At 70.7% G+C, this 15,620-nt stretch carries 15 protein-coding genes and 1 pseudogene; 6 read left to right on the top strand and 10 right to left on the bottom strand.

Going from position 1 to position 15,620, the window contains the following annotated elements; translation table 11 throughout:
* Positions 1-12: 12 nt before the first annotated feature.
* The 6 genes from trpG to EXE45_RS06625 form a co-directional block, all read right to left on the bottom strand.
* Positions 13-606 (bottom strand): anthranilate synthase component II, encoded by a 594-nt coding sequence (gene trpG, locus EXE45_RS06650; RefSeq protein ID WP_092921757.1) that lies wholly within the window; start codon positions 604-606, stop codon positions 13-15.
* Positions 603-2,303, bottom strand: coding sequence for an anthranilate synthase component I (gene trpE / locus EXE45_RS06645; RefSeq protein WP_137693869.1), 1,701 nt, complete (start codon positions 2,301-2,303; stop codon positions 603-605). Before trpE ends, trpG begins: the two co-directional genes overlap by 4 nt.
* A complete protein-coding gene (locus EXE45_RS06640) occupies positions 2,300-2,944 on the bottom strand; it encodes a phosphoribosylanthranilate isomerase (RefSeq protein WP_092921753.1) in 645 nt (214 codons plus the stop codon). The genes trpE and EXE45_RS06640 overlap by 4 nt, the downstream gene beginning before the upstream one ends.
* Positions 2,944-3,978, bottom strand: coding sequence for an anthranilate phosphoribosyltransferase (gene trpD, locus EXE45_RS06635; RefSeq protein ID WP_137693868.1), 1,035 nt, complete (start codon positions 3,976-3,978; stop codon positions 2,944-2,946). Before trpD ends, EXE45_RS06640 begins: the two co-directional genes overlap by 1 nt.
* 119 nt (positions 3,979-4,097) lie before the next feature.
* Complete coding sequence (locus EXE45_RS06630) at positions 4,098-4,787, bottom strand: universal stress protein (RefSeq protein WP_092921749.1); 690 nt, start codon at positions 4,785-4,787, stop codon at positions 4,098-4,100.
* Between the two features lie 118 nt (positions 4,788-4,905).
* Complete coding sequence (locus tag EXE45_RS06625; RefSeq protein WP_137693867.1) at positions 4,906-6,189, bottom strand: tRNA pseudouridine(54/55) synthase Pus10; 1,284 nt, start codon at positions 6,187-6,189, stop codon at positions 4,906-4,908.
* A 144-nt stretch (positions 6,190-6,333) separates the two neighbouring features.
* Here EXE45_RS06625 and nth point away from each other — a divergent pair, with 144 nt between their 5' ends.
* Positions 6,334-7,017, top strand: a complete 684-nt coding sequence (gene nth, locus EXE45_RS06620) for an endonuclease III (protein WP_137693866.1) — start codon at positions 6,334-6,336, stop codon at positions 7,015-7,017.
* 143 nt (positions 7,018-7,160) lie between these two features.
* On the top strand, positions 7,161-7,715 hold the full coding sequence (locus EXE45_RS06615; protein ID WP_092921743.1) for a DoxX family protein: 555 nt from the start codon (positions 7,161-7,163) through the stop codon (positions 7,713-7,715).
* A gap of 77 nt (positions 7,716-7,792) precedes the next feature.
* On the opposite strand, the pseudogene EXE45_RS06610 reads toward EXE45_RS06615, so the two are convergent.
* The 3 genes and pseudogenes from EXE45_RS06610 to EXE45_RS06600 form a co-directional block, all read right to left on the bottom strand.
* Positions 7,793-8,395: pseudogene (locus EXE45_RS06610) on the bottom strand (RNA-guided endonuclease InsQ/TnpB family protein); the annotation flags it as partial.
* A 271-nt stretch (positions 8,396-8,666) separates the two neighbouring features.
* On the bottom strand, positions 8,667-9,575 hold the full coding sequence (locus EXE45_RS06605; RefSeq protein ID WP_092921741.1) for an alpha/beta fold hydrolase: 909 nt from the start codon (positions 9,573-9,575) through the stop codon (positions 8,667-8,669).
* Entirely contained in the window at positions 9,572-10,915 is a 1,344-nt protein-coding gene (locus EXE45_RS06600; protein WP_137693865.1) for an NAD(P)/FAD-dependent oxidoreductase, read from the bottom strand. The genes EXE45_RS06605 and EXE45_RS06600 overlap by 4 nt, the downstream gene beginning before the upstream one ends.
* 259 nt (positions 10,916-11,174) lie before the next feature.
* On the opposite strand from EXE45_RS06600, the gene EXE45_RS06595 reads away from it, so the two are divergent.
* The 4 genes from EXE45_RS06595 (at position 11,175) to EXE45_RS06580 (ending at position 14,070) form a co-directional block, all read left to right on the top strand.
* Positions 11,175-12,254, top strand: a complete 1,080-nt coding sequence (locus EXE45_RS06595) for a glutamate--cysteine ligase (RefSeq protein WP_092921737.1) — start codon at positions 11,175-11,177, stop codon at positions 12,252-12,254.
* Between the two features lie 98 nt (positions 12,255-12,352).
* Complete coding sequence (locus EXE45_RS06590; protein ID WP_137693864.1) at positions 12,353-12,997, top strand: winged helix-turn-helix domain-containing protein; 645 nt, start codon at positions 12,353-12,355, stop codon at positions 12,995-12,997.
* Positions 12,998-13,072: 75 nt separating this feature from the next.
* The gene (locus tag EXE45_RS06585) at positions 13,073-13,567 is read left to right on the top strand and encodes a phosphopantetheine adenylyltransferase (RefSeq protein WP_137693863.1); all 495 of its coding nucleotides are present in this window, start codon (positions 13,073-13,075) and stop codon (positions 13,565-13,567) included.
* Positions 13,564-14,070, top strand: coding sequence for a hypothetical protein (locus EXE45_RS06580; RefSeq protein WP_137693862.1), 507 nt, complete (start codon positions 13,564-13,566; stop codon positions 14,068-14,070). The genes EXE45_RS06585 and EXE45_RS06580 overlap by 4 nt, the downstream gene beginning before the upstream one ends.
* A 27-nt stretch (positions 14,071-14,097) precedes the next feature.
* Here the strand turns inward: EXE45_RS06580 and EXE45_RS06575 are convergent, their stop codons facing one another.
* Positions 14,098-15,537 carry an FAD-dependent oxidoreductase gene (locus EXE45_RS06575; RefSeq protein ID WP_137693861.1) on the bottom strand — a complete coding sequence of 480 codons (1,440 nt, stop codon included), beginning with the start codon at positions 15,535-15,537 and terminating at the stop codon, positions 14,098-14,100.
* Positions 15,538-15,620 lie beyond the last annotated feature (83 nt).

Here is a 15,620-nt window from a genome sequence, read left to right as displayed (position 1 = left end):
CGCGGGCGTGCCTCAGACGCCGGTGAGGAAGTTCCGGATGAGGTCGTGGCCCGACGCGGTCAACACGCTCTCCGGATGGAACTGGACCGCCTCGATCGGGTGATCTCGGTGCCGGATCCCCATCACGATCGAGTCGCCGTCGTGGTCGGTGGTGGCCGTCACCGCGAACGCGTCCGGCACCTCGGTGGCCGCGAGCGAGTGGTAGCGGCCGGCCCGGAACCCCTGGTCGAGCCCGCGAAACACGCCCTCCCCGTCGTGGTCGACGGGGAACGCCTTGCCGTGGATCGGCTCGGGGGCGTGGCCGACCGTCCCGCCGTACTCGTACACCGCCGCCTCCAGCCCGAGACAGACCCCGAGCGTCGGCACCGTCGGAGAGAGGTCGCGCAGCACCGAGGTCGTCACGCCCACGTCGCGGTCGTTTTTCGGGTGGCCCGGGCCCGGACTGATGATCACCGCGTCCGGTTCCGCTCCCTCGATTTCCGCGAGCGACGCGGTGTTTTTGAACACCTCGACGCCGACCGGCTCGCCGCCGATCGACTGGTCGGAGACGTACTCGACGAGGTTGTAGGTGAACGAGTCGAAGTTGTCGACGACGGCGACCTTCATCGGTCCGCCTCCGAGCCGGTGGCGAGTGGTTCCGCGTCGGTCTCGCCGTCGGTCCGGAGTCCGTCGACCGCGTCGCCTTCCCTCTCTTCCACCGCGTTCCCCTCGCGGATCTCGTCGATCGCAGTCAACACGCCGTCCATCTTCTGTTCGGTCTCCTCGTACTCGGCCGCCGGGTCGGAGTCCGCGACGAGGCCGGCGCCGGCGCGCACGCCCACGACCGACTCGTCGTTCGACTCGTCGAGCGTCGCGGTCCGGATCACGATCGCGAAGTCGGCGTCGCCGGTCCACGCGTAGTAGCCGACGCCGCCGCCGTACGCCTCTCGCGGGGTCGTCTCGAGGTCGTCGATGATCTCCATCGCGCGCACCTTCGGCGCGCCGGTGAGCGTCCCGGCGGGGAACGTCGCGCGGGTCGCGTCGAACGCGTCCGCGTCCGCGGCGAGCGTCCCCGTCACCGTCGACTCGATGTGCTGGACGTGGCTGTACTTCAGCACGTTCATGAACTCCTCGACGCGGACGGAGCCGGGCTCCGAGACGCGCCGCACGTCGTTGCGCGCGAGGTCGACGAGCATCGTGTGCTCGGCGCGCTCCTTCCCGTCCGCCAGCATCTCGCCCGCAAGCCGGCGGTCCTCGACCGGGCTGGTCCCGCGCGGACAGGTGCCCGCGATCGGGTTCGAGACGACCCGGTCGCCTTTCACCGACACGAGCGTCTCGGGGCTGGCGCCGACGACGCTCCGCTCGTCGTGACGCAGCACATACATGTACGGCGAGGGGTTCACGTCCCGGAGCGCCGCGTAGAGGCCGAGCGAGTCGACCTCGCCGCGGAGCTCGCGGCTGCGCGAGACCACGCCCTGATAGATGTCGCCGTCGAGAACGTGGCGCTTGGCCGTTCGAACCGCCTCCTCGTACTCCTCGCGCGGGTCCGCGGATTCCTCGGTTACCTGGATCCCGCCCGGGTCCGGCGGTCCGGCCTCCCGCAGTTCGGTCGCGACGCGCTCGGCCTCCGCGAGCAGGTCGTCGTACACCGCTCCCGGGTCGTCGTCGACGCCGATAACCGGGGTAAAGACGAGTTCGACGCTGTCCTCCTTCTCGTCGAAGACGACGGTCCGGGTCGTGAGCGCGAACTCGGCGTCCGGGAACTCAGTCTCCGGGCGGTCGACGCCGACCTCCTCCAGCCAGAGGTCGTAGACGGCCTCGTACGCGAGGAAGCCGACGAAGCCCCCCGAGAGGATCTGACGGTCGGTGTCGGGGAACCCGCGCAGGCGCACGTCGGGGAACGCCGCCCGTATGCGGTCGACCGCGTCGCCCGCGGCGGGGCCGAGGTCCCCGGCGGTCGCGTCCCCGCCCGCGTCCCCGCCGACGAACTCGGCCGCGGGCCCGAGTTCGGTCACCTCGGTGCGGTCCGGGTGGACCGAGACGATCGCCTCGGGGTCGTAGCCGACGAACGAGTAGCGGGCGTGCCTGTCGGCCTTCGAGCCGGCCGTGAACGCGCCGTCTGGGTCGCTGGAGGCGACCTTCTCGCCGGACTCCAAGAGGAACCCGTACGGGCCCTCACCGACCAGGGTCGCGTACGCCGCGAGCGGGGACACGTCGGCGTCGATCGAGGCCGACGCCCGGACCACGACCGGCTTCTCCGCGTCGGCCGCGAGGTCGACGAACGCCGCTTTCGAGCGGTCGAGAGAGGGGCCCGCGTCGCTCATACCAGCTCCATCTCCCGCCCCGCGTTCGCGACGAAGCGGGCCACCGCGTTGTGGTCCTTCCGCCCGCCCTCGATCTCGACGCCGGAGGCGACGTCGACCGCGAAGGGGTCCGCGACGCGGACCGCTTCCGCGACCGTGTCGGCCGTGAGCCCGCCGGCCAGCACGACTGGCGTGGTGAGCCGGGCGGCGAGTTCGCCGGTCGCGCGCCAGTCGTGCGTCTCGCCGGTGCCGCCCGCGCCCGCGTCGTCGGTGGAGTCGACGACCAGGGCGTCGACCGCGCCGTCGAACTCCTCGGCCCGGGCCGGATCGTCAGCGTCGACCGTGAGCAGCACCTTCCGCTCCGTCTCCGCGCGGACGTACCGCAGTTCGTCGACGGTCCACTCGCCGTGAAGCTGGATCGCGTCGGGGGCGACCGTCCGGACGAGCTCGACCGCGCGCTCGGCGGAGTCGGGCATCGTCACGAGCGTCGCGGTGACGAACGGGGGGACGTCCGCGAGCAGCTCGGCGGCCGTCGCCGGGTCGACCTCGCGCGGCGAGTCCACCGGCACCTCGGTGATGACGCCGACGCCGTCGGCGCCCGCCTCGACCGCGGCGCGGAGGTCGGCCCCGCGGGTGATCCCGCAGATCTTCACCCGCGCCATCAGTCGTCGTCCTCCGGGGGGACTTCCGCGGCCGATCCCCCGCACAGCGCCGCGAACTTCTCCGCGGCCGCGCCGGAGTCGACCGCCTCGGCCGCCCGCTCGACGCCCGCCGCGAGCGAGTCGGCCTCGCCGGCGACGTAGATCGCGGCGCCCGCGTTCGCCAGGATCAGGTCGCGCTTCGGCCCGGTGACGGACCCGTCGACGATCCCGCGCAGGTCGGCGGCGTTCTCCTCCGGCGTCCCGCCCGCGACCGCCTCGACGGGCGCGCAGTCGAGTCCCAGGTCCTCGGGCGCGATCGTGAACTCCGTCACGTCATCGCCGTCGACCTCGGCGGCGACCGTCTCCGAGTGGATCCCGATCTCGTCCATCCCGGCCCCGTGGACGACGAGGGCGCGCTCGACGGGCATGTGCGCGAGCGACCGCGCGATGACGGGGACGAGGTCGGGGTCGTACACGCCGAGCACCTGCGCGTCGGCGCCCGCGGGGTTGGTGAGCGGCCCGAGGACGTTGAATATCGTCCGGATTCCGAGTTCCTTTCGCGGGCCGATGACGGCCTTCATCGCCGGGTGGAAGACGGGCGCGAGCATGAAACCGATCCCGTCCTCCTCGATCGCCGCCTCGACGGCCGGGGGTTCGGCCTCGACGTCGGCGCCCGCGACCTCCAGCACGTCCGCGCTGCCCGACGAGGAGGAGACCGAGTAGTTGCCGTGCTTGGCGATCGGCACCCCGGCGCCCGCGGCGACGATGGCCGCGGTCGTCGAGACGTTGATCGTGTCGTAGTCGTCGCCGCCGGTGCCGCAGGTGTCGACGAGCGGCTCGCGGTCGGGCTCGATCGTGCGCGCCGCGTCGCGCATCCCCTGCGCGAAGCCCGCGATCTCCGCCTCCGTTTCACCCTTCGTGCGGAGCGCGGCCAGCAGCGCACCGATCTGGGCCTCCGTCGCCTCCTCGAAGACCAGTCGCGCGGCCTCGCGCGCCTCCCCTACGGTCAGATCGTTCCCGTCCGTCACGCGCTCGACCGTGTCGTTGAGATTCATTGTGTCCACCGATGTAGTATTCCGCGTTGTGATGTACAAGTATGTACACTAATTTAACGCTGTCGCCAGCATGGGAGCTGCTGGCACGCGCGCCGGACGGGTGCGCGTCTGCCGCGGCCCTACGCCGCGTCGAGCGCTGTCGACCCGTCGGCCTCGACGACGACGACGGGGACCTCGGCGTCGCCGACGACCGTATCCGTGGTGGAGCCGAAGACGAACCGCCCGACCGTTCCCGTCGTCGGCGCGCCCACGACGACCAGGTCGTAGTACGCCGACTGCTCGACGATGGCGCCAGCCGCGGTGCGGTCCTCGACGAGCCACCGGTCGGCGCGGTCGAACCCGCCGAGTCGGTCCTCGGCCGCGTCGAGGAGTCGCCTGCCGGCCGCGGCGTAATCGGTGTCGTCCGCGTCACCGACGGCGGCGACGGTTCCGGCGGCGTCCTCCGCGGAGTCGGCGTCGGCGAGGGCCGCGTCGGAGGGGACGACGTGAAACAGTTCGAGCCACGCGTCGGTCGCCGCCGCGACCTCCCGCGCGACGTCGACGGTCGCCCCCGAGTGCGGCCCGGGGCCGACGGCGACGAGGACCGAAGAGACCCGGTCGGGGCGGTCCGCGCGGTCGGCGCCCTTCAGCGACACGTCGGCGGCGGCCGAGACGTCGCCGGCGTCGTCGACCGCGGGCCGGATCACGGTGTCACCGACCCCGGGCGGGTCGGCCGGGGCGGCGGAATCGCCGCTCGCGGTCGAGTCGCTCGATCCGCCGCGGGCGCCGCCGTTTCGGGTGCTCCCACCGTCGGCGTCGCTCCCGTTCATACGCGAACGTCTGACGCTCGTCAGATAAATCCCGCTGGTTCCCGGCGCGTTCAGATGTACGTCTGCGCCGTGAGACGCCGCGCCGCCGTGAGACGCCGTGTCAGCGGCTTGCGACCCGTCACTCGCGGAAGAACTCGTCGCGTTCGAACGGCTCGTCTTCGCCCTCGACCGCGAGGACGTCGAGGGCGGTCACCTCGGCGCCGACGCCGAGCAGGCCGGCGAGGCTCGGTTCGGTGCGTCCCTCGTCGCTCGATATCAGCTCCTTGACGTAGAGTCCCCCCTCGCCGCGGATCTCGACGGTCGCGTGGCGCGGGTCGTCGAGTTCGGCGGTCGCCTCGTACACGTCGCGCTCGCGGGTGATGCTCGCGCGGCGGTGGTCGACGCGGTTCGGCGTGTACTGCTCGACGGTGGCGCCCTCCAGCTCCCCGACCGCCTCTGTGAGGGCGTCGGCGTCGACGTCGGCGTCGAAGGTCACCCGCGCCCGGTAGCGCTTGGCGGCGTCGTGTTCCTTCACGCGCTCGACCGTGTCGTAGGTCGCGAGCCGCAGTCCCTCGACCTCGACGGCGCCGTCCGCGAACGCGTTGATGTCGGACTGGAGGCGGTCGGTGTCGACCCGACGCCGGCGGGGCTCCTCGACCTCGATCACGAACGGGCGGCCGGTGCCGAGCATCAGGGCATCGACGTCCTCGCGGCCGGCGCCGTGGAACGTCGCCTCCGTCCCGTCCATCACGTCCTCGACGACCGGTGCGGTGTACTCCTCGACGCTGTCGTCGTAGAGGTAGCCGGAGCCGCCGCAGTGGTCGCAGGGGTCGGCGCCCCGCCGCCCGGAGCCCTTACACTCGCGGCAGGGCCACTCGGTCTGGGGGATGTCGCGCTCCAGTTTGCGGTACCGGCCGTAGACGAAGGTAGAGTTGATCTTCGCGTCGACCTCCTCTTCCGCCAGGTCGATCGTGAACTGAACGTCGGGGCGGTCGAAGGAGACCTCGGTGTCGGTGAGTCGCCCGAAGCGCTTCCCGACCTCGCGGTTGAACTCCGATTTGAACGGCTCGCCCGCGTCCTCGTCCAGGCCGACGTCCGCGCGCAACAGCGCCTCGTTCTCCTCGATCAGCGGCGGCGGTCGGGTGCCGACGTTGTACGTGGCGAACTCGATCCCCTCGACCGCCTCGGCGGCGCGCTCGGCCCAGGCGTCGAACTCGGCGCAGCGCCCCTCGCACACCCAGCAGTCCGCGGTGTCGACGGGTTCGTGATCCTCGTCGTCGCGCAGCGCGAGCGACACCCGGAGCGCCGAGCCGCGGTCGGCGTTCGACAGCCCGAAGCTCCGGTCGGCGACGAGCCGGCCGAGGCAGGCGTCGCACACCGGCCCGGTCGCTGCCGCGCGCGCCGCGACGTCGAGTACGTCCATACGCCCTCAAACGCGGCGCGTGGTAACTGTCTTACTACTCGGTCGAGTCGCTCGTCGGACCGCTCGACCGGGCGACGGTCGGAGTACCCGGAACGGGGAACGCCCAGTCGGATCGTTCAATGTCGCCCGGACGGAGGGAGTCGTATGGGAACCCCACTCGACTCGCGAGAGGAACAGGTCGACGAGGTCGTCGACCGACTGTACGAGGAGTACCCCGACTCGACCATCTCGCTCAACTACTCGAACCGCCTGGAGCTGCTCATCGCCGTGATCCTCTCGGCACAGTGTACCGACGAGCGCGTGAACGGGGTGTGCGCCGACCTGTTCGAGACCTACGAGACCCCCGAGGAGTACGCGAACGCGCCCCAAGAGGAGCTCGCGGAGGCGATACACTCCATCACCTACTACAACAACAAGGCGAAGTACATCCGCTCGGCGTGTTCGGACATCGCGGAGAAGCACGGCGGCGAGGTGCCGGACACGATGTCGGAGCTGACGGACCTCGCAGGCGTCGGTCGCAAGACCGCGAACGTCGTCCTCCAGCACGGCCACGACGTGGTCAAAGGGATCGTCGTCGACACCCACGTCCAGCGGATCACGCGGCGGCTCGGGATCACGGAGGAGGAACGCCCCGAGTCGATAGAGCAGGACCTGCTCGACGTCGTCCCCGAGCGCGACTGGCAGCAGTTCACGCACCTTATGATCGACCACGGCCGCGCGACGTGCACCGCGATCAACCCCGACTGCGCCGACTGCGCGCTCGCGGACGTCTGCCCCTCCGAGAAGGGCGACGCCGACGTCGACCTCGCGAGCGGCGAGGCGTGGTAAACGAGGGGAGCCGATAGCGTTCGGGTCGTGGTATTTAAAATCCCCTCGGACGAGGGGGCCCGGCCGAATTCGTCCCGCCGAGGGGGAACTCGCTTTCCGATTTATACGGGTGTTCGGCGTACTCGTAAGTGAGGAGAGACACTATGTCCACGAAAAACACAAACGAGTTCGGCGGGGAGTTCGGCGGGATCACGCTGCTGGGGAAGGCGCACTCGCTGTCGGCGCTGTTCATCGTCCTGCTCCGGGCGACCATCGGCGGGATGATCCTGTTCGCGGGCCTCGGGAAGGTCTCGGAGTGGCCGTTCGACGCCGCGGGGTACCTCGCGAACGTCGACCCCGCGAGCCCGGTCAGCGGGATCTACGCCGCGATGGCGTCGAACGCGGCGCTGATGGAGTTCGTCAACGTGTTCGTTCCGGCGACGCAGCTGCTCGTCGGCGCGGCGCTCATCACCGGCGCGTTCGTCCGGCTGGCGGCGCTCGGGGGCACGCTCCAGATGACGCTGTTCTACCTCGGCGGGTGGAGCGGCGACCTCCTGGCGCTGTTCGACTCGACGCTCGTCTACGCGGTCGTGTTCCTCACGGTCGCCGCGTTCGGCGCGGGCCGCGTCCTCGGCCTCGACGCCTTCATCGAGCAACTGGAGGTCGGCGGGCAGACGCTCGTCGAGCGGTTCCCGAAGCTCCGCTACGTCCTCGGGTAAACTACCCCACCCTACTTCGCTCACCCCATACGGGGTTCGCTCGTTGAGGGTGGGGCTTTGATGTGGACTCCCGGAAATCAGTCGCCAGCAATAGGCTGGTAACTCTCGCCGTTCACCGTCCCACCATTCACACGCACGTCTACTTGTGCGTCTCCGCTCCCCGACTTGGGCGAGGAACGGAGGCTGTGTCTCTGTTTCCGGGCGTATCGAACCCCGATATTCTTCGCCGCATTGTAGTCCGCGTTGACCTCGTACCCGCACTTCTGGCACTCAAAGTGTTCACCGTGGCGGTTGTCTTCATGCGTGAACCCACAGTCCGTCCGAGAACAACGTTGGGACGTGTGGTTCGGCTCAACTTGCTCCACGGAGACGCCTTGTTCTGGCGCTTTGTACTCGACGTACTCGTACAGGCGTCGAAACGCCCACATGTGGTGCCACTTCGCGTGTGGAAGCCGCTCTCGAATGTCGCTCAAGTCCTCGAACGCGATCACGTCGCAGTCGTGTTCGACGGCTTCCGAAACGATCTCATTGGCTACCGTGTGGATGTACTGCTTCCGCCACGCTTCTTCCCGCTTTCCGAGGCGAAGCAGGGCGTTGTGTGCAGCTTGCGTCCCACGCTGTTGCATCTCCTCACGGCGCTTCTCGAACTCGCGGCACCAATGGTCGTAGTCGTCACCTTGAATTGTGCTGAAGGGAGACGGTGTCGGACTCGGAGAATCGGGGTGAGGAGATCGGGCGCGTGAACGCGCGCCGCCGACTCGTTTTCTGCCGGTTCCGCGGTCCGTTTCATCGCCGAGCGACGGTCTGCGGACAGCGAGGCGGGTCCGATGGCGCCCGCGGCGCGTTGTAAGGGACCGGACCGACTGCGCGTCGTAGCCCGTGTCCTCGCGGCGAAACGTCCACCCGTACGGAGGGACTCGCGTCGGCCGAGAGCCGCGAGAGCGTCGCCGTTCAGGCGGGGGCACTCCCGTCGAGATGTTCCAGGAGGAGTGCAGCGACCCGGTCGCGACGTTCGTGCGGCACCCAGTGAGTCGCGTCCGGGAACCGCTCCAGGCGCCCGTCCGAGCAGAACTGGACGCTTTCCTCGGCCATCCGCGGAACCAGGGCCTGGTCGTTCTCGCCCCAGACCACGAGCGTGGGAGCGTCGACCCGTTCTCGGGGCGGATCTCTCCGCCGTCGAAACAGGGCGCGGTACCAGTTGATCATCGAGCCGACGGCGTCCGCACGGCTCCAGGCCCGTCGGTAGCGTTCGAAGTCCGGTTCGTCGAACGTCCCCGGCCGCGAGCCGCCCTCCATCGTGTTCACGAAGAAGGCGAACCGGTTCCGACTGCTCGTCCACTCGGGGAGCAGCGGAAGCTGGAAGAAGAACATGTACCAACTGTTTCGCAGCTGAGTGAGATCGGCGGTGAGCGTCCGTTGGAAGACGGTCGGATGCGGGACGTTGACGATGCCGAGCCGGTCGACGGACTCGGGATGGCGCAGCGCCAGGTCCCAGGCCACGGCCGCCCCCCAGTCGTGCCCCACGACGTGCGCGCTCTCGCGGCCCGTCGTCTCGATGAGATCGACGATATCGGCAGCGAGCGTGTCGATGCTATAGGCGTCGAGCCCGGTGGGTTTCCCGCTCAGGTTGTAGCCGCGCTGGTCCGGGACGACGACGCGGTAGCCGGCCTCAGCCAGCGGGTCCAGGTACTCGCGCCACTCGTACCAGAACTCGGGGAACCCGTGTAGCAGGACGACCGGCTGACCGCCGGGGTCGCCGGCGGTGACGGTGTGGAGTTCGACGCCGTTGACCTCCCGGTACCCCCGTTCGATGCCGGGAACGTCGGGGAGCGGCGCCGACGCCCGTTCCGAGTCGCTCATGGCGTCACCGTCCGCCAGACGGTACCCGGCCGAAGCAGGTCGGTGGGTGCGATTTCCATCCCGACGACGCGGTAGAAGGCCTCGGAGAGACGCGGGTCGGTGTGGGCCTGACGGACCAGCCGCGAGAGGTAGGTATCGAACATCGACGCGCCCGGGGGCGTCGGTCCGTCGGTCGCTTCGAAGGCCGCGTCGGACCCGACGGCCATCTGCCACGCGATGTCGACGACGTCGGTCGCCCGCTCGGCGAACCGTTTGCCGAGGGGGCCGTCGCCGCTCGAGGCGAGCGTTTCGTGGAGCGCCAAGGCCTCCAGGGCGGCGACCGACATACCCTGACCGTAGATCGGGTTGAAGCTCGCGATCGCGTCGCCCAAGACGACGAGGCCGCCGGGGAATCGGTCCAGACTCTCGTAGCGAACTCGCCGGTTCGACGGGAACGGGTACCGTTCGACGCCGTCGGACACCACCTCGTGCGAGGCGAGAATCGTTTCGATGTCCTCGACGGGGAGCTCCCGGGCGTACGGGAGGAACCCCTCGACGGTGGCGGGCGGGTCCGTCTCGTGCATCCCGCCGAGGGTCACGACCCACTCGCCGCCTTCAACGGGGAAGGCAGCGCCCCCGCGGGTCCTGGGTGCCGACTGAGGGACGAACGGCATCCGGCGGTCGCCCTCCGGACGGTTGACCCGAAGGGTGCTGTAGACCATGTCGATCTCGACCTCCTCGACCGGCGGCTCGCCGTAGCCGTTCTCGGCCAGCCAGGCCGGCGTTCGACTGGCCCGACCCGTCGCGTCGACGACGACCGCCGCCTCCAGCGTCTCGAGCCCGTCGTCGCCCCTGACGCGGACACCGTCGATCCGGTCGGCGTCGGCGTCGGTCCGGTAAGCGACGAACTGCGTGTTGTCACGGATCGTCACGCCGTCCAGTTCGGCGAGGTGCCGGCGGACGACCGTCTCCAGGAGGGGCCTGCTCGCGCAGTACATTTCCATCCTCCTCGCCGGCGGAGCCAGATAGCCGCCTTCGTCGTAGTGGCGCAGCTCCTGGCCCACGTCGATGATCAGCGCCCCGGCGTCGACGAGGTCCTCCCCGTATCCCGGAAAGAGGTCACTGATGCTCGAACGGCCGGCCTCCAGAAGCACGTGAACGTGTTTTCCCTGGGGGACGCCGTCTCTGGTCTCGGGAGCCGTCGGCAGGGAGTCGCGTTCGACGACCGTGACTCGCTCGTAGGCGTCGTCGAGAACGCGGGCGGCCAGCAACCCGGCCATGCTCGCTCCCAGGACCACTGCCCGTTCGCCCTTGCTCGACGCTCGCTCTCCGTCGTATCTCCGGGTCTCACCCAGCGTCATGGCTCGGTCGTCGGACGGATCCGTCCCCTGGTACGCGCTCTCACCATGATGACTGCTAACGTGCCTCTAGGATAATAAATTCAACCCAGAGAGGCGACAACCTCGACGGCGGACGGCTCAGTTCCCGTAGTGGACGGCCCGACGCGTCGACGGCACCGTCTCTCGGTGCGAACCGTCCGCTGACCCGCCCGCTGTCGACACCGGCGCTCCGTTTCGGGTTCCAATCGATATAAGACCGCGGGGGCGGAACGGGGGCGTAATGGAACTCGGTTCGCGGGACGCGTTCTCCCGGATGGGGACGCTCGGCATCGAAGAGGAGTTCTACATCGTCGATGCCGACGGCCACCCCACGTCCGGGACGGACGACCTCGTGTACGGCCGCGACCCGCCGGCGGCGGTGCCGGAGGGGTTCGACCACGAGCTGTTCGAGTGCACGATAGAGGCCCAGACCGAGACGATCGAGGACCCCGCGGCGGCGCGCGAGGCGCTCGCGACGGTCCGGGAGGCGCTCGTCGACCACGCCGCCGCGGACGGCTACCGGATCGCGGCGGCGGGCCTCCACCCGACGGCGAAGTGGCGCGAACTCGATCACGTCGAGAAGCCGCGGTACCAGGCGCAGCTGGACCGCATCCGGTACCCGCAACACCGGAACACGACGGCGGGACTCCACGTCCACGTCGGCGTCGACGACGCGGACAAGGCCGTCTGGATCGCGAACCGCCTGCGGTGGCACTGCCCGGTGCTGCTCGCCCTGTCGGCCAACTCCCCGTTCTGGAACGGGTTCGACACCGGGCTCGCCTCGGCCCGCGCGAAGGTGTTCGAGAACCTCCCGAACACGGGTATCCCGTCGGCGTTCGACGACTTCGACGCCTTCCGGCGGTACGAGCGCCGGATGGTCGAGACGGACTCCATCGCGGACCGCGGCGAGCTGTGGTTCGACGTGCGCCCCCACACGGGCCACGGCACCGTGGAGGTGCGCGCGCCCGACGCGCAGCGCGACCCCGAGGTCACGCTCGCCCTGGTCGAGTACGTCCGCGCGCTGGTCGTCGACTACGCGGCGCGGTACGAGGACGGCGAGTCCCCGCCGACGCTGCGCCGCGAACTGTTGGACGAGAACAAGTGGCGCGCGATCCGGCACGGTCACGACGCCGCGTTCGTCGACCGCGACGGCGAGGGGACGACGCCGCTGGGCGAGATCGTCGAGGCGGAGTGCGATCGCCTGGGCATCGACGGCATCCGCGAGGTGTACGAGGCGGAGAGCGGGGCGGCGCGCCAGCGCCGGATCCGGGGGGAGTCGGGCGCCGACGCGCTGCGTTCCGACCTCCTCGTGCGGGCCTGACGCCGGGAGCGGAAACGCGACGCGGACCGCGTCCGCGTGTTTCGTCGGAACGAAAGCAACGAGAAACCCTTTTGCCCGCGTAGCTCCCACTTTTCGCCATGACCACGGACGATTCGCCTTCGGAGCCGGTAGACGACCCGGAGGAGTCACCGACGGAGCGAACCCGCGAGGAGCTTCGGAAGACGAAGGAACGGCTGGGCGAGGGCGCCGACAGAGCCGTAAAGGGGTTCGACGACAACGTCGTCGACCTCCTCGCGTGGGTCCTCGACACGGAGACCCGCGCGCGCATCTACGTCTACCTCCGGGACAACCCGCGGAGCACGAGCGACGAGGTCGCCGACGGCACCGGCCTCTACCCCAGCACCGTCCGCGAGGCGCTCGCGGAACTCCACGACGAGGGCACCGTCGAGCGCGACAAGCGGAAGGCGGAGGGCGCGGGCAACAACCCCTACGAGTACGAGGCGATCGCGCCCAGTGACCTCGTCCGCGGCGTCGTCGGCGACGTTCAGGCGGAGCTGAACGCCGTTTTCAACCTCGACCGGCGCCTCGGCGGCGAGTCGCCCGACGGCGACGCCGAACCCGTCCAGATATCCGTCGGCGGGGAGGGCGACGACCCCGACGCGACCGAGGATGACGACCCAGACGCGGTCGAGGGCGACGACCCAGACGCGGTCGAGGACGACGACCCCGACGAGGGTGACGCCGAGGAGGCCGACGCGGACGGGAGCGAGTCCGCGAACTGAGCGGTCCCGGCCGACCCGATTCCGCGCCGACCGCGGTTCGGGACGTTTTAAGTTCGACCCGCGCAACGGAGAGGCATGAACGTCGCGCTGGGAGGTACGTTCGACCCCGTTCACGACGGTCACCGCAAGCTGTTCGAACGGGCGTTCGAGCTGGGTGACGTCACCGTCGGGCTCACCGCCGACGAACTGGCGCCGGAGACCCGGCACGTCGAGCGGTACGTCCGTCCCTACGACCGGCGCGAGCGCGACCTGGCGGCGGAGTTGGCCCCGCGGGCCGAGGCGCACGGGCGCGAGTACGAGATCCGAGAGCTGACCGAGCCGACCGGCATCGCGGTCGAGCCGGAGTTCGACGCGCTGATCGTCTCGCCCGAGACGAAGGCGGGCGGCGAGCGGATCAACGAGATCCGCGCCGAGCGCGGCCGCGACCCGCTCGACCTGGTGGTCGTCGACCACGTCACGGCCGAGGACGGCGAGCGCATCTCCTCGACGCGGATCGTCGCGGGCGAGATCGACGAACACGGCAACCTCACCCCCGACCGCGATGGGCGGGGCGCGACGCGACCGGAATGACGGGCGGCGACGCGACCGGAACGACGGGCGACGACGCGACCGGAACGACGGGCGAGGGGAGGACCGAGGGGGACGCGGCCGCCTCCCGACGCGCGACGCTGCGGCGGACGCTCCTCGGCGAGTCGGGCTTCGAGCGGGCCGCGGTCTGGTGTGGGGTCGGGTTCGCGCTGTCGTACGTCGCGTTCGACGCGACGGCGGCGGTCGGCGTCAGCGACGCGGGGACCACCGGGGCCCTCGCCGCGGTAACGGCGGTCGGGGCGGTCGCCTTCGCCGCGGCGGGCGGCGGCGCGCTCCCGGCGATGCTGCTCGCGTACGGTCCGTTCGCCGGGACGCTGCTTCGCGGACTGGGGCCCGAACCGTACGTGCTGCCCTTCGCCGCCGGCGGCCCGGCCGCCGCCGCGTTCACCGCCCCGCTCGCGCTCGCCGGCGCGGTCGCGGTCGCGGTCGGCGCCGCCTCGGCGGTCGTCGGCTCCCTCCTCGACCGGATCGCGGCATCGCGGTAGCGTCGCGCCGCGGGTCGGCTCGGCTCGTCAGCCGTCGAGGGTTCCGTTCAGCACCTTCGCGGCGACGAGTATCGGGTCCCAGACGGGGCTGAACGGCGGGGCGTACGCGAGGTCCAGTCGCTCGATCTCGGGGACGGTCATCTCCGACTCGATCGCGGTCGCGAGCGTGTCGATCCGGATCGCCGCGCGGTCGGTGCCGACGATGCTCCCGCCGAGGAGTCGCCCCGTGTCGCGGTCGGCGACGAGCGTCACGTCCGTCTCGGCCGCGCCGGGGTAGTAGCCCGAGCGGGAGCCCGCGGTCACCGTCTCGCTGACCGGATCGAAACCGGCTTCTTCCGCCTTCCCCCGGTCGAGAACCCCGACGCGGGCGGCCTCCGTGTCAAACGCCTTCACCGCCGCGGTGCCCGCGATGTCACCGACTGGCGTCGGGTCGCCGGCAACCGTCGCGCCGATGGCCCGGCCGGCGCGGTTCGCGGTGAGCCCGAGCGGGGTCCAGTCGGGCTCGCTCGTCACCGCGTGGCGCGCGGTCGCGCAGTCGCCCGCGGCGTACACGTCCGGGAGGCTGGTGCGGCCGCGGTCGTCGACGCGGATCGCGCCACCCGCGCCGAGGTCGACGCCGGTGCCGTCGAGGAGGTCGGTGTTCGGCCGGATCCCGACGCCGACGACCGCCATGTCGACCGGGACCGTCTCGGGGTCGGCTTCGTCCCCGATCTCGACCGCCTCGATCCGGTCGTCTCCGACGAGCGCGTCGACCGGCGCGTCGGTGTGGACGCTCACGCCCTCGGCCTCGAGCGCCTCCTCGACGCGGTTCCCGACGGTCTCGCCGAACGGCGACAGGAGGTGACCGGAGCGGTGGAACACGTGGACGTCGAGACCGCGCTCCGCGAGCGCCTCCGCGACCTCGACGCCGACGTACCCGCCGCCGACGACGGCGGCCGTCTCGGGCGCCCGCATCGCCGCGTTGCGGTCGACTCGCTCGCGGTCGACCGCGCTCACGTCCGCGCGGTCCGGGTCGTAGGCGTCCGGCTCGGCGACGTACGCGTCGATGGCGGCCGCCGCGTCCATGTCGTGGAGCGTGAACGCGCCGTCGACGCCGCGCACGTCGAACGGGCCGGTGGTCGCGCGCGCGCCGGTGGCGACGAGCAGGTCGTCGTACGCCTGCTCGAACCGGTCGCCGTCGGCCGTCTCGACGGTGACGCGCTTCGCGTCGGGCTCGACGGCGACGACCTCGCGGTCGCGCCGGAGGTCGATCCCCCGCTCGTCCACCTCGCTCGGGGACAGCGACAGGAGGTCCGACATCCGGTCGACGTAGCCGGCGACGAAGTACGGCATCCCGCAGTAGGCGTACGAGATCCACCGGCCCTTCTCGAAGACGACGACCTCGCGGTCGGGCGCCTCGCGTCGGAACTTACTGGCCGCGCTCAACCCCGCCGCGTCGGCGCCGACGACCACGAACGGATCGCTCATGACAGAGCATCGGCGGGCCGCGTGAAAAAGTCACGCCGCGGGTGCGACCCGGACACGCGACCGGCGGGTCCGGCGCGACCGTC

The sequence above is a fragment of the Halorubrum sp. SP9 genome, assembly GCF_005435015.1.
GTDB classification, from domain to species: Archaea; Halobacteriota; Halobacteria; order Halobacteriales; family Haloferacaceae; genus Halorubrum; species Halorubrum sodomense.
Note: the sequence above shows the minus strand (reverse complement) of the source record. Positions and strands in the feature narration are given on the sequence as shown.

Coding starts and splice junctions, on each gene's coding strand:
- trpG (WP_092921757.1), bottom strand. CDS start 606: ATGAAGGTCGCCGTCGTCGACAACTTCGACTCGTTCACCTACAACCTC.
- trpE (WP_137693869.1), bottom strand. CDS start 2,303: ATGAGCGACGCGGGCCCCTCTCTCGACCGCTCGAAAGCGGCGTTCGTC.
- EXE45_RS06640 (WP_092921753.1), bottom strand. CDS start 2,944: ATGGCGCGGGTGAAGATCTGCGGGATCACCCGCGGGGCCGACCTCCGC.
- trpD (WP_137693868.1), bottom strand. CDS start 3,978: ATGAATCTCAACGACACGGTCGAGCGCGTGACGGACGGGAACGATCTG.
- EXE45_RS06630 (WP_092921749.1), bottom strand. CDS start 4,787: ATGAACGGGAGCGACGCCGACGGTGGGAGCACCCGAAACGGCGGCGCC.
- EXE45_RS06625 (WP_137693867.1), bottom strand. CDS start 6,189: ATGGACGTACTCGACGTCGCGGCGCGCGCGGCAGCGACCGGGCCGGTG.
- nth (WP_137693866.1), top strand. CDS start 6,334: ATGGGAACCCCACTCGACTCGCGAGAGGAACAGGTCGACGAGGTCGTC.
- EXE45_RS06615 (WP_092921743.1), top strand. CDS start 7,161: ATGTCCACGAAAAACACAAACGAGTTCGGCGGGGAGTTCGGCGGGATC.
- EXE45_RS06605 (WP_092921741.1), bottom strand. CDS start 9,575: ATGAGCGACTCGGAACGGGCGTCGGCGCCGCTCCCCGACGTTCCCGGC.
- EXE45_RS06600 (WP_137693865.1), bottom strand. CDS start 10,915: ATGACGCTGGGTGAGACCCGGAGATACGACGGAGAGCGAGCGTCGAGC.
- EXE45_RS06595 (WP_092921737.1), top strand. CDS start 11,175: ATGGAACTCGGTTCGCGGGACGCGTTCTCCCGGATGGGGACGCTCGGC.
- EXE45_RS06590 (WP_137693864.1), top strand. CDS start 12,353: ATGACCACGGACGATTCGCCTTCGGAGCCGGTAGACGACCCGGAGGAG.
- EXE45_RS06585 (WP_137693863.1), top strand. CDS start 13,073: ATGAACGTCGCGCTGGGAGGTACGTTCGACCCCGTTCACGACGGTCAC.
- EXE45_RS06580 (WP_137693862.1), top strand. CDS start 13,564: ATGACGGGCGGCGACGCGACCGGAACGACGGGCGACGACGCGACCGGA.
- EXE45_RS06575 (WP_137693861.1), bottom strand. CDS start 15,537: ATGAGCGATCCGTTCGTGGTCGTCGGCGCCGACGCGGCGGGGTTGAGC.